The sequence below is a fragment of the Virgibacillus sp. MSJ-26 genome (genome assembly GCF_018918075.1).
Lineage (GTDB): Bacteria > Bacillota > Bacilli > Bacillales > Amphibacillaceae > MSJ-26.
Genome location: NZ_JAHLPW010000009.1, coordinates 18,189 through 30,750 on the forward strand (window position 1 = coordinate 18,189; position 12,562 = coordinate 30,750).

13 protein-coding genes and 3 pseudogenes are annotated in these 12,562 nt (G+C 36.0%); 4 read left to right on the forward strand and 12 right to left on the reverse strand.

Annotated elements, in window-relative coordinates; all coding sequences use genetic code 11:
• The first annotated feature begins 252 nt into the window (after positions 1–252).
• Positions 253–1,533 carry a uracil permease gene (gene uraA / locus KQI49_RS09865; RefSeq protein WP_216488503.1) on the forward strand — a complete coding sequence of 427 codons (1,281 nt, stop codon included), beginning with the start codon at positions 253–255 and terminating at the stop codon, positions 1,531–1,533.
• Positions 1,534–1,796: 263 nt separating this feature from the next.
• On the opposite strand, the gene KQI49_RS09870 is transcribed toward uraA, so the two are convergent.
• The 10 genes and pseudogenes from KQI49_RS09870 to KQI49_RS09915 form a co-directional block, all read right to left on the reverse strand.
• Positions 1,797–2,585 (reverse strand): sulfite exporter TauE/SafE family protein, encoded by a 789-nt coding sequence (locus KQI49_RS09870; RefSeq protein ID WP_216488741.1) that lies wholly within the window; start codon positions 2,583–2,585, stop codon positions 1,797–1,799.
• Between the two features lie 50 nt (positions 2,586–2,635).
• Positions 2,636–2,863 carry a sulfurtransferase TusA family protein gene (locus tag KQI49_RS09875; protein WP_216488505.1) on the reverse strand — a complete coding sequence of 76 codons (228 nt, stop codon included), beginning with the start codon at positions 2,861–2,863 and terminating at the stop codon, positions 2,636–2,638.
• Between the two features lie 31 nt (positions 2,864–2,894).
• A pseudogene (locus tag KQI49_RS09880) lies at positions 2,895–4,025 on the reverse strand (MBL fold metallo-hydrolase).
• Between the two features lie 11 nt (positions 4,026–4,036).
• Entirely contained in the window at positions 4,037–4,600 is a 564-nt protein-coding gene (locus tag KQI49_RS09885; RefSeq protein ID WP_216488507.1) for a sulfurtransferase TusA family protein, read from the reverse strand.
• A 30-nt stretch (positions 4,601–4,630) separates the two neighbouring features.
• Entirely contained in the window at positions 4,631–5,110 is a 480-nt protein-coding gene (locus KQI49_RS09890) for a DsrE/DsrF/DrsH-like family protein (RefSeq protein WP_216488509.1), read from the reverse strand.
• An 86-nt stretch (positions 5,111–5,196) separates the two neighbouring features.
• Positions 5,197–5,385, reverse strand: a complete 189-nt coding sequence (locus KQI49_RS09895) for a metal-sensing transcriptional repressor (RefSeq protein WP_253286772.1) — start codon at positions 5,383–5,385, stop codon at positions 5,197–5,199.
• A 175-nt stretch (positions 5,386–5,560) separates the two neighbouring features.
• Entirely contained in the window at positions 5,561–6,967 is a 1,407-nt protein-coding gene (gene dacB / locus KQI49_RS09900; protein WP_216488518.1) for a D-alanyl-D-alanine carboxypeptidase/D-alanyl-D-alanine endopeptidase, read from the reverse strand.
• A 278-nt stretch (positions 6,968–7,245) separates the two neighbouring features.
• The gene (locus tag KQI49_RS09905; protein ID WP_216488743.1) at positions 7,246–8,667 is read right to left on the reverse strand and encodes an MDR family MFS transporter; all 1,422 of its coding nucleotides are present in this window, start codon (positions 8,665–8,667) and stop codon (positions 7,246–7,248) included.
• Positions 8,668–8,861: 194 nt separating this feature from the next.
• Positions 8,862–10,064: a dicarboxylate/amino acid:cation symporter gene (locus tag KQI49_RS09910; RefSeq protein WP_216488521.1), complete on the reverse strand. Its 1,203-nt coding sequence runs from the start codon at positions 10,062–10,064 to the stop codon at positions 8,862–8,864.
• 206 nt (positions 10,065–10,270) lie between these two features.
• Positions 10,271–10,555, reverse strand: a complete 285-nt coding sequence (locus tag KQI49_RS09915) for a hypothetical protein (protein WP_216488523.1) — start codon at positions 10,553–10,555, stop codon at positions 10,271–10,273.
• Between the two features lie 198 nt (positions 10,556–10,753).
• On the opposite strand from KQI49_RS09915, the gene KQI49_RS09920 reads away from it, so the two are divergent.
• On the forward strand, positions 10,754–10,852 hold the full coding sequence (locus KQI49_RS09920; protein ID WP_216488529.1) for a YjcZ family sporulation protein: 99 nt from the start codon (positions 10,754–10,756) through the stop codon (positions 10,850–10,852).
• 107 nt (positions 10,853–10,959) lie between these two features.
• Positions 10,960–11,037, forward strand: a pseudogene (locus KQI49_RS18600) (YjcZ family sporulation protein); the annotation flags it as partial.
• A gap of 130 nt (positions 11,038–11,167) precedes the next feature.
• Here KQI49_RS18600 and KQI49_RS18770 read toward each other — a convergent pair.
• Positions 11,168–11,302 (reverse strand): hypothetical protein, encoded by a 135-nt coding sequence (locus KQI49_RS18770; protein ID WP_256439004.1) that lies wholly within the window; start codon positions 11,300–11,302, stop codon positions 11,168–11,170.
• Between the two features lie 209 nt (positions 11,303–11,511).
• Here KQI49_RS18770 and KQI49_RS09930 point away from each other — a divergent pair, with 209 nt between their 5' ends.
• The gene (locus tag KQI49_RS09930; RefSeq protein WP_216488534.1) at positions 11,512–11,787 is read left to right on the forward strand and encodes a YqhV family protein; all 276 of its coding nucleotides are present in this window, start codon (positions 11,512–11,514) and stop codon (positions 11,785–11,787) included.
• Between the two features lie 272 nt (positions 11,788–12,059).
• On the opposite strand, the pseudogene KQI49_RS18915 reads toward KQI49_RS09930, so the two are convergent.
• Positions 12,060–12,525: pseudogene (locus KQI49_RS18915) on the reverse strand (ATP-binding cassette domain-containing protein); the annotation flags it as partial.
• Between the last annotated feature and the right edge of the window lie 37 nt (positions 12,526–12,562).

Genomic DNA, 12,562 nt, shown 5'->3' on the forward strand with positions numbered 1-12,562 from the left:
CAATGTTGAAAATAAAGATTGACTTTTTCTATTGAACTTGTAATAATATTGATAATAAGTTTATACGGTTACCTTTAATCCAGTCCTGTGAGACTGGCAAGGTGAAGAGCAGGATTCATCTGCTCTACAAAAATTACACATTTGTCTTTATATGTCTAATTTTATTACCTTGCCAATTCAATGGCAAGGTTTTTTTATGGAAACAATGCGGTAACCGATAAACCATCAAATTAATGTAGGGAGAGATGGACTTTGTCACATTCTGAGATTCAAGTTGATGAACGATTACCGCTTTTAAAAAGTTTACCGCTTAGCTTACAACATCTATTTGCTATGTTCGGTTCAACCGTTCTTGTACCTGTATTATTCGGTGTGAACCCCGCCACAATTTTATTAATGAATGGTGTTGGAACGCTTATTTATATCTTTATGACCAAGGGAAAAATACCCGCTTATCTTGGTTCAAGCTTTGCATTTATATCCCCTGTGTTTGTGGTTTTAAATATGTATGGTGGAGATGGATACAGCTACGTTTTAGGAGGGTTTTTGGCTGTAGGAATTGTCTTATGTTTAGTGGCAGTGATTATAAGGTTCGTTGGCACGGCTTGGATTGATGTTCTATTCCCACCTGCAGCTATGGGGGCAATTGTTGCTGTAATTGGTCTTGAGTTAGTACCTGTTGCAGCCGATATGGCCGGCTGGATACCACCAGAAGATGCTGTTGAAAATTGGTCAATGGATTTGACAGTAGCACTCGTTGCCTTAGCTACACTCTTAATTACGATTATTTGTTGGGTTACATTAAGAGGTTTTTTAAAAATTATTCCTATATTGATTGGAATCGTTACTGGTTATATTATTGCCTATTTGGCTGGTCTAGTTGATTGGACACCTGTCCAAGAAGCGCAATGGATTTCCTCGCCACAATTTTACAGTATGAAATTTGATTGGTCTGCTATTTTGGTTATCCTGCCAGCAGCATTAGTGATTATACCGGAACATATTGGTCACTTATTTGTTACAGGTAATATTGTTAACAAAGATTTAACCAAAGATCCAGGTCTTGACCGGTCACTTGCAGGAAATGGTGTTTCTACGATACTTTCCAGCTTATTTGGTTCTACACCAAATACAACATATGGTGAAAATATTGGGGTATTAGCGATAACTAGAGTGTATTCCACTTGGATTATTGGTTTGGCGGCAGTTATTGCAATTGTCCTGTCGTTTGTTGGTAAGTTGGCAGCTATAATATCATCCATCCCCCCTGCTGTTATGGGAGGCATTTCATTACTATTATTTGGAATTATTGCTGTGAGTGGACTTCGAATGTTGGTTGAAGCCAAAGTGGATTACAATCGTCCGCAAAATTTAATTTTAACATGTGTTGTATTAGTTATTGGGATTAGTGGCGCTTCCATTAATATTGGTGAAATCTCCCTAACCGGTATGGGGCTAGCCACCATAGTAGCCATGATTTTAAGTCTCTTTTTCAACGCTCTGGATTTACTCAATTTAACCAATGAAGAATAAACAAAAGTAGTGAAGTTCTTAACAAGACTTCGCTACTTTTGTTATGTTGTTGCTCAGTTCATTAACATAAATAAAGCCATAAACTTTCCCAAAATTTGATTGGAAATACATTGATGTTCGCTAGTTCAACGATTTCCTTGAAATAATGTTTCACTGTCATGATAATTTATAAGATGAAGGACATAATTCGTTAAAAATCCTAAAACTTGTCCTTCATCGTTATTATGAAGGAAAAAATCTGAAGAAATTCCTTGTCCAATCTACTAAACGAGTATAATATCTAGCCATATTTTAATAGCTGTAGCCAAGATAAGTACGGCTAAGATGCCTTGCAATAGTTTTACATTTACTTTTTTACCTACTTTAACGCCAAGTGGTGAAGCGATAAGACTAGCTACAATCATAATTAAAGCAGGAACTAATAAAACCTGTCCAGTAAGTAGCTTCCCTGTCGTGGAACCAATGGAGGAGATAAACGTAATGGCAAGCGATGTCGCAATTGTCATTCGGGTTGGGATTTTTAAAATTAATAACATAATTGGAACTAATATAAAAGCGCCCGCAGCTCCAACTACTCCTGCTCCAATACCAACAAATAAAGCCGATACAGTAGCAACCCACTTATTGAAGGTTACTTTTTCAAGAGGAATGGAATCAATTTCTTTTTTTGGAATAAACATCATGACAGCTGCTAATACTGCTAAAATACCATAAACCAAGTTCACTGAACTATCAGTCATAAAACGGGAACCATATCCACCAATAAAACTACCAATTAATATACTTGTCCCCATATAAATAATTAATTGTTTATTTAAGTAATCACCCTTACGGTATGCAAATACACCACCAATAGTTGCAAAAAATACCTGAACGGCGCTAATTCCTGAAACTTCATGTGCAGAAAAAGCAATGAAACCTAATGCAGGCGGAATATATAACAACATAGGATATTTAATTATAGAACCACCAATTCCAACCATTCCTGATACAAACGAACCGATAAAACCGATAACAAACAATAATACTAAAAATATAATAGAATATTCGATTTTTGACACCCCCTAGAAATTAAGAAAGCCCCCGATTATGGAGGCTTATATTATCCTTTTTTTATCCAAAATTTAAAGACGCCCTCTTCTTCAGTATCTTTTAGCAGTTCATGTCCCCCTGACTTCGTCCAAGCTGTAAGGTCACTTTTTGATCCGGGATCTGTAGCATGAACCTCTAAAATTTCGCCCGATGCTATAGTTTCCATTGCTTTCTTAGTTCTAACGATTGGCATTGGGCAGGCAATTCCTGTGGCATCTAAAGTTTTTTTAACGTCCATTTTTCATCTCTCCTCTAATATAAATTAAAATTTATTTATGAACCGCACAACGATTGGGGCCTATTTCCATTTCTTTTTGTTCATCTATAGTTGGAGTCAATTTCCCCATATTTGTCTCCCTAATTTTCATGTGGGCATTCGGTTGTGGCGGTAAATTCTCAGTAACCATCTTTTTAAATTCTTCTTTATCGTTAACTTGGAGTCCAGAGTTTTTTTTATAAAGATCTCCCAAACTGGCTGACACATGTCCATCTTCCCCTAATTCTTCAATAAAGGAAAAGTGAGCTGGTAGGACAATAATCTCTTTAGATAATTCTTTATAACGCTCATATAGTGTCTCTCTTAAGTCACTTACCCAGTCATCTGCTTTACCGGCTAAATCAGGCCGGCCAATCGATTCAACAAATAAAATATCACCAGACAGCAAATAAGTGCCGTCGACAATAAACGATGTACTGCCTATCGTATGACCAGGCGAATAGATCGGTTGGACTGTAATAGAAGTATGACCAATTGTAATATCTTCACCTTCAACAAGCGGTTCATAATTATAAACTACTTCAGTTGCATCTTTTGGTGGTAAATGATAAGTTCCACCTACTTTTTCTGCCAAGCGTCTTCCACCGGAAATATGATCTGCATGTAAGTGCGTATCCAGCACATGAGTTATTTTCAATTCATGCTCGCTGGCAAATGTTTCATAAGCTTCGATATTACGGCTAATATCAATAACAGCAGCTTCTCCGTTTGATTCAATCAAGTAAGATAAACATCCTTTACCTAAACGAATGAATTGATAAAGTTTTCCTCCATCTTTTAGATCGGCAATTTTGACTGGAGTAAGCTGTTCACTCCAAGCTGCCATGCCACCCGTTTAATTATAAACCTTTGTATAGCCTGCCTCTTCAAGCATCTCAGAAATCATTTCTGATGATCCACCTTTAGCACAAACCACAAGTACCTCTTGGTCTTTTTCTATTTTTCCTTCAAGAGGGTCAACTCCATCTAGTAGATTGAAATAAGGTTCGTTAATGATATCTACCGTTTTTCCTTCAATCTTCCAGTCATCAAATTCTTCAGCATTCCTAATATCCAAAATAAATGTTTTCTTTTGATTTAAAATTCGGCTAGCTAACTCTTTTGATGTAATTCTTTTAACCACTTAAATCCCTCCTAATTTTTTTCAATAGTACCTTTCCATTGGTTCATGCCAGGCACTATATTAACAATTTGTTGAAAACCTTCGTCTGAAAGTCTTTGTGCAGCTAAATCACTTCGGTTACCTGATCTACAAATAACATAAATCGATTCATCTTTATTTAACTTATTAAATTCCATCTGACTAAAAGGCATATTTATTGCCCCAGGTATGTGCCCAAAAGCAAATTCTGCTGGCTCCCTGACATCTAAAATAAATAAGCTCTCATCATTTTCGATCTTTTCCTGCAAATTTTCTAGGCTTAAAACTGTATCGTGTTTTCTTTCTTCCTTAGTTTCTGGACTGCTTACCTTTCTTATATAATGCTTTATAAGCGGTCCTTCTTCATCTGTTCCTAAATAATCATGGTCAGCACTCTTTGCCCAAGCCTTCAAATCGGAAATAGAACCTTGATCTGTTGCCTGTACTTCTATGATTTCTCCAGGTTTCAAACCGGCGAAAGCTTTTTTTGTTTTCACTATCGGCATCGGACATGCTAAACCTTTTGCATCAAGAGTATAATCTACTTTAATTGTCATATTAAATCCCTCCAGAAACTGTACTTTAACTTAAATAAATAAATCAATACTACCATATTCAGCATCACCGATATAAGCGCCAACTCCTGCATATTCGATGTCGTCTAATAATTCTTCTTTTTGCAATCCAAGTAAATCCATTGTCATCGTGCAAGCAATCAATTTTATATCCTGTTCTTGGGCCATGTCAATTAACTGTGGAAGGGGGACAGCGTTGTGCTTTTTCATAACTTTTTTAATCATTTTTTGGCCTAAGCCTCCAAAATTCATTTTAGAAAGCCCCATTTTATCTGAACCTCTTGGCATAAACCTACCAAACATTTTTTCCATAAAACTTTTTTTAACTGGTATATTTTCTTCTTTACGTAACGCATTTAGTCCCCAAAACGTATGGAAAATTGTAACATCGTGATCATAGGCAGCAGCACCGTTTGCGATAATATATGCCGCCATCGCCTTATCATAATCTCCACTAAACAATACAATTGTTGTTTTCGTCTTTTGACTCATGACTTCATTCTCCTTCCTTATCCTCCACGATTAAATACATATACCCCTACATGTATTTAATTTAGTAAAAAAATAAATAAATTATTTTATCTACTTTTAATCAATAAATTAACAGCTTCTTCAACAAGTTTTTCAGCATGACGGTCTTCTTTTGATTCATGTATACATTGCTCTAAATGTTTACTTACTATCATGGCTGAAGCATGGTCTAATGCTCCTTTGACAGCAGACATTTGATAGACAATCTCTTCGCATTCTTTTTCTTTTTCCATCATATGAATTAACCCTCTACTTGGCCTTCAATTCGTAACGATTTTTCATCTTAGTATCATATTGCATTGTATTTCTCCCCTTTCTTTAAAGAAGTTAAAGTCCACTATATACCACGTGGGGTATATAGTCAAATATAATTATCTAAAAGGGGAGAAATTGATCTTTTAAGTGGCTACGCTATGCATGTTCTGCAATTATTTTGATTATATGGTCTAATATTCCCGGTCCATCTTCTTCATCAAGAAGGTTATTCAATAATAATGAAAAAATAAGTTTTTTATTCTCTCGACCAATGAGATAGCCAGACAATGTACTGACACTATAAATCGTACCTGTTTTAGCTTTCACCTCATATTCCTCTAAACGTTCGCTTAATGTGCCACCTACCATTCTTTCATTATTTCCTGCCTCAGGTAAAGAATTTAAAAAGACCGGAAACCAAGGTTCATTTTGTATATGGCATAAAGCTTCTATTATTTCATGGGCAGGAATTAATGTGGCATGAGAAATTCCTGAACCATCGCGAATTATTAATGTATCGGTATTTACTCCGCATGTTTTTAATTGATTGAGTAAAACATCTAGCCCATATTCCCAACTACCTTCGTTACACATAAATTTTCCCATTTCTTTTACTAACATTTCTCCAAGTCCATTATTACTTAATTTCATAAAGGGAATAATTATCTTAGATAGAGGTTCTGATGAATGACTGTACAAGAGTTGAGCCGATTCAGGTGCCGCTGCTCTGCGTAACTTACCTGTCCAGCTGACACCTTCTTGTTGCAATGCTTCCTTGAATAATGCAAGAACATAATAAGTTGGTTCCCATACTGCAATCCATTCACGGACTGGTGGTAGTGAAACAGGCATGAAGCCTTCAATAATAATTTTGTTTGTGCCATGTTCTCGGTAAATAATTAAATCATCTTCAGAGCCTGCTAGAGATGTTTCAGCTCTATTTTCGATATCAACGTAACTCGTGTTCGGAAGAATCTTTACAGCGGGTTTTTCATCAATCTCGGTGGAGGTCACTTCTACGATAATCGATCCCGTGTCAAAATCAGCGTTCGGTGAAACAGTTAAAGCTGAAACTTGAGAACCATAATAAAAATGTTCATCACTCCAAATCATATCATTCGATAAGCGTATATCATCATACCAAGTATCATCTCCTACAATATCTCCCTTAATAACATTAATTCCGCCTTCTTTTATTTGCTTAGCGAATATTTTCAAATCCGATGTTAAAAGAGTTGGATCACCTTTTCCTTTCAAATATAAAGTACTATGTAACTGACCATCTTTAACTGAACCATCTATTAATAAATCTGTACTAAATGTATAATCTTCACCTAAAACTGATAAAGCAGCAATGCTCGTAAATATTTTCATATTTGAAGCAGGTCTTAAACGGGTATGGGACATATGTTCTAAAATTGTGTTTCCAGTTGTTGCTTCTTTTACTTCCATGCCAACTAGAGCTCCTTGTAACTTGTCTTCGGTAGTTATGTATTCGGTGATTTTATTATTGAGCTTTAAATAGGCTTTATCCGTTGTTGTCGCCTTACTATGATAAACCATAGTTCATCTCTCCTTAGTCTTAATTCAAATATTTGCCTCATTAACTTATATAATTCCACATAAATCTCTTAATCCCTTTATTCACAAAAAAAGCGTGAGGCGCCGTTTAAGAATGTACAAACTGGATGTACTCCTGACGGGATAAAGGAGACCGGAAGAGCAAAGCGATTCAAGGATATTATAGTTTTTCAAATCAAAAAATAAGAAATCTTGAGAAGTATCATCCTCCAAGATTTCTTATTGGTCAGTTATAGATTTGTACTATTTTTTTGGTTCATTTAATTACCTTGCTGTGTCGGCATTTCAACTGGCTTTGTATTTTTAACAAAGAAGGCCAATACGAGTGCTATAATTGCAAATATACCAGCAACAATGAAGGAGACGTTGACACCTCGAATCATACCCTCAACTCCTTGTTCGGGAATGGTTGCTTTAGTCATTATGGTAACTAACAAAGCAGTACCTACAGATCCTGCAACTTGGCGCATAGTATTATTCATGGCTGTACCGTGCGGAATAAGCTCATTGCTTAATGAATTCAATCCTGCTGTTGTTACTGGCATCATCACCATTGCGATTCCAAACATTCTAATGGCGTTTACAGTTGCCAAATACGTAAAGGACGTTTCCACATGTAAATTTGCAAACATGAAGGTAGTAATGACCGTAATAACTAACCCAATAATCGCTAACCATCGTGCACCATATTTGTCAAATAGTCTTCCTGTAATTGGACTCATAAGTCCCATGATAATGGCTCCCGGCATAAGTGACATTCCAGATTTCATCGCAGAGAATCCAAGCATATCTTGCATCATGATTGGCATTATGACCGCAGCCCCTATCATAGCAACGAATGAGACCATTCCAAGCGCTGTTGTAATAGTGAACATTTTGTTCTTAAACACTCTAAATTCAAGAATTGGTTGTTCTAATTTCAATTGACGTAGGATAAACCATACTAAAGTAACAGTTCCAATAATTAAGGATACATACACATGTGCACTTGTCCAAGTATGGGTGCCTGCCGAGCTAAATCCATACAATATACCGCCGAACCCAAGAGTTGATAAGGCGATTGATAACATGTCGACCTTTGGATACTTCTGTTTAGTAACATTCTTTAAGAGGAAGTAAGCAACGATCAAGTCAATGACAACGATCGGTAAAACAATATAAAATAAACTTCTCCATGGGAATTGGTCTACGAGCCACCCTGATAATGTTGGTCCGATAGCTGGTGCAAAGGCGATGACCATACCAAACATTCCCATTGCAGATCCTCTTTTATTAATGGGAAAAATAAGAAATAAAATAGTCTGCATTAAAGGCATCATAATTCCAGCACCTGCTGCTTGCAGGACTCTACCTGTCAGCAAAATAGTGAAATTAGGAGCAATTGAAGATATAAATGTACCTACTCCAAATAAACCCATAGCTGTAAAAAATAATTGTCTTGTTGTAAAACGATCAATCAGGAACGCAGTAATAGGAATCATAATCCCATTAACTAACATAAAAACCGATTGTAGCCATTGAACAGAGTTAGCATCAATATCTAAATCTTTCATAATATGAGGAAATGCTGTTGTTAATAAGGTCTGATTTAAAATAGCCACAAAAGCTGCAGAAATTAAAACAATGACAATTGGTGTTCTATTTATTGTTTCTGAAGAATGAGGCGGATTTTGCTGGTCAATCACATATATCACACTTTCTTTTAGTAAGATTACATTAAAAAGTACGTTTTTTTAAACTACGAAAGCTAATTTTAGCATAGATACAAACGATAATAAATGAAAAAGACTATATAAATTAAACATAAAAAATACACCCTTCAACCTATTATGGCAAAAAGGTGTGTATTTTATAAAATATTGTTGTTTAATTTATCTCAAGACACTTTCTTCTGCTTCTTTTGTTCCGAGACGTCAACGACCACGCTGGCAGATGCATCACCTATTATGTTAACAGATGTGCGCATCATATCCAGAATACGGTCAATCCCTGCAACAAGTGCCAAACCTTCTAAAGGCAATCCAACAGCAGCAAGGACCATCGTTAACATAATCATTCCGGCACCTGGTACTCCCGCTGTGCCGATAGAAGCCAACGTCCCTATTAACGCAACTGTTGCTAGCTGAGCAAAGGTTAAATCAGTTCCAAAATATTGAGCGATAAAAACGACCGCCAAGCCTTGGTAAATCGCTGTTCCATCCATATTTATTGTTGCTCCTAAAGGGAGAACAAAACTACTCGTTTCCTTTGATACATTCAAATTATCTTCTGCAGACTTCATTGTTACCGGGAGAGTCCCCGCACTACTACTAGTGCTGAATGCTACCGCAGCTGCCGGGAAAATTCCTTTCAAAAACTGACCTAGATTCATATTACCCAACATTTTAACCGCTACAGAGTATACGATAATAATATGAATTAAACATGCAATAAGCATGGCTATTATTAATTTTATGAGTGGTAATAAAACAGCCGCTCCATATTCCCCGACAATCGGAGCTAAGAGACCGAATATACCTATGGGTACAACAGTCATAATCATACCTGTGATTTTATACATAATTTCAGCAAAACCATCGAAAAACCGTTTGACAGGTTCAGCTTTTTCTCCCACCATAGTGATTCCTATTCCCACAAATATAGCAAAGAAAATAATTTGTAGCATATCCGCATTTACTAATGATTCTATTGGATTCGTTGGGATGATGTTTAAAATGGTTTGAACAACACCTTCTGACTCTGCCACGTCTACTTCTTCACCGGTCATCTTTAAATCCGTCCCTGTTCCCGGTGAAAATACAAAGCCAGCTAATAAACCTAGGGAAATTGCAATGAAACTTGTCACTAAATAATAAGAAATTGTCTTTCCACCTAATCGACCTAACTTCTTTATATCTCCAGTACTTGTGACGCCTACAATGATTGTTGATAAGATTAATGGAACAATAATAAATTTAATAAGCCTTAAAAATAAATCACCAAGGGGCTCTACAACGCTAATTTGATTTCCAAATATAAGACCAGCTATAATAGCAAGAATAAATGCACCAACAATTTGCCAAATTAAACTCTTTTTCATATGACTCCCTCCTTTTATAATAAATCGCTTACATTGAAGATCTTTTTGGCATAGCGACTACGTCTTAATAAAAGCCTATTCATTACTTATCATAATATTAATTATTTTTTGATATCTTATCATTCATATTATCTACATAAAAAAACACCCACAGACAGGCTAACCTTTGATCCTCTGTGGATGTATATAATTTTCACATTAATTTGTTACCAAAAAATAAGAGGTAATAAAGATAAAGCAGCAATTGTACCTAAGGCAATTCGATATCCACGTCCATAACCATATGGACCATAACCACCCATTCCAGGACCGAATCCTCCATAGCCGAAGCCACCTAATCCACCGCCTCTTCTTCCTAATGGTCTCAAGTGAACGCGACGTTGATTCACATTTTCAATTATTCCTCTATGAACCTGCCCATGATGCGTCCTGATTTCTACAGCCCTGCCACGATACTGTTGGCAGAGACCATGATAATATTTAACTGACATGTATTCACCTCCAGTACAGCCTTGTCACATAATATGTTAGTAACCAAGACTCTGTATGGGGGAGGTAATTAGATTACAACTTTTCTTAAAAAATCTATCACTTTCGCCCAAATAGTCATTTCTAGTCCTCTCGCCTATAACGTTGAGGACACTTTCACATATATTAATGTTAGATAAAGAAATTGGAGGTGCTTTTGAATGAGTGAAGCAGGATATGGTTATGGCGGCGGATTCGCGCTGATTGTTGTATTGTTTATCCTATTAATTATTGTTGGTACCGCTTATGTTGGATGGTAAATCATAAATATTAATTAGGAGGTTTTTATATGTTTTGTGGATATGGAGGAGTTGGAAATTACGGGTACGGCTACGGTGCTGGCGGTAACGGCGGTGGCTGCTCCGGCGGCGGTTACGGTGGCGGCTTTGCGCTAATCGTCGTTTTATTCATCCTTCTCATTATCGTAGGAGCAGCTTGGATGTAATCTTATCCCTATCACTTGTCAATATTTGACAAGTGATAGATTGCTTTACATAAATATAATCCAAGTGATAATCTTAAGTGCAACTGAATCACTTAAAATTACCCCCCACCTCACAATGGTGGGGGGGCTGCTATTGTCGATAAATATCATCCGCATTTTTATAACGTAATCTTTCTGATTTTACTTTATTCTTTTTATTAGATGCAGATTTTTTCTTAATATTTTTAGATTCTTTTAAGATATCATCATTTTTGTCTTTTACCATACGGATAACCTCGTTAATCATGAATTATTTTATCTACATGCTTAAGGTTCTCTTCTCCTCTTAATTTATCCTAATAAATGCCGTTATATTTTTGATTAAAACATTAATTTAACTCATCCACCGCTTTACTCGTTCTAAACCTTTGTTCTTATGTGTACAAGCAGTGCATATAATGATTAAAAACAGATGTTAGATCGTGGAGGAATACAATGCTTACTTTTTTACAAAAAGCAATTATAGTAATGGCATTATTAAGGGTATTGTCTGGTTCAATTGAATTATTTGCGGCATTTCTTATGTTACGATTTAATGATATTGAAAAAGCTTTAGTTATTAATGGTTCTTTATCGTTAATTGGACCATTATTTTTAATTGTATCTATATCAGTGGGTCTTTATGATATGGCTGATAAATTACCGATTCAGAAAATGATTTGGATCGTTTTAGGTGTTGCTTGTATTCTTTACGGGGTTAAAAGCAGTTAAGTCTATTACGTCTCCCTTTAGCGTATCTTGACAATGATTGCTTCCTATAATATGATCTAATATTCTTTTATGGTAGTAAGAAAAAGCTTCTTGGGTACGTTCACGAGGTCTTATTAAGTTAATATGTTCGTCTAAAGCAATCAAACCGTCTTCGATTAAAACCACCCGGTCAGCCATAGCGACGGCTTCTTCAACGTCATGGGTTATCAAAACTGAAGTGAACCCTCGTTCTTTCCATAAATTTTCGATGAGTGCCTGCATTTCGATTCTAGTAAAAGCATCCAAAGCTCCAAGGGGTTCATCAAGCAAAAGCAATTCTGGATTATGGACTAAAGCTCTCGCTAAAGCAACCCTTTGCTTTTGACCACCTGATAATTGACTGGGCCAGTCATTCATCTTCTCTTTTAGTCCAACATTATTAAGGGCTTCAATTGCTCTATATTTATTATCTTTAGAAAGTCCAATACACACGTTATCTAGCACGTCTTTCCAGGGGAGCAACCTCCCGTCTTGAAACATGATTCGTGCCTTTTCATTTAATTTATCTAAAGGTTTATCATTCATATAAATTGTACCATGACACTGTTCTTCTAAACCTGCCATTAATCGTAAAAGTGTGCTCTTACCACATCCACTTTTACCAATGACAGCTATAAACTCACCTCTCATGATGTTTAAATTAACATTTTTTAATACAGATAATTTTTCGTAGTTCTTTTTTATATCTCTTAAAACCATATGATTTTTTTCATTTACCAAAGATTCCAAAATAGAT